At 58.4% G+C, this 243-nt stretch carries 1 protein-coding gene; it reads left to right on the top strand.

What is annotated here, in order from left to right; all coding sequences use genetic code 11:
• Positions 1-243: hypothetical protein (locus AC3XQU_RS24645; protein ID WP_489876729.1), on the top strand; the 243-nt coding region annotated here is incomplete at both ends.

Here is a 243-nt window from a genome sequence, read left to right as displayed (position 1 = left end):
AAAAGCCTGGTCATCGACGCAGTACTTGCCCAGCGCCGGTTCAAGAAGGTGGTGGTGATCGTTCCCACCATTGCGCTAATCGACGAAACCCGGCGCCGCCTGGTCAAGCGTTTCAGAGACTTCAACCTGATTACGCATCCCAGCCAGGAATCTGTGCCCGACGCCACCAACGTTTACCTCCTGACGCAGGAGCGGGTCATCCAGCGCACTGACCTGGATGATGTGGGGTTCTTCGTCCTCGAC

This window comes from Telluria sp. AZSoR62 (genome assembly GCF_058111565.1).
The sequence above is the reverse complement of the archived record's forward strand: the minus strand, read 5'-3'. Positions and strand labels throughout refer to the sequence as shown.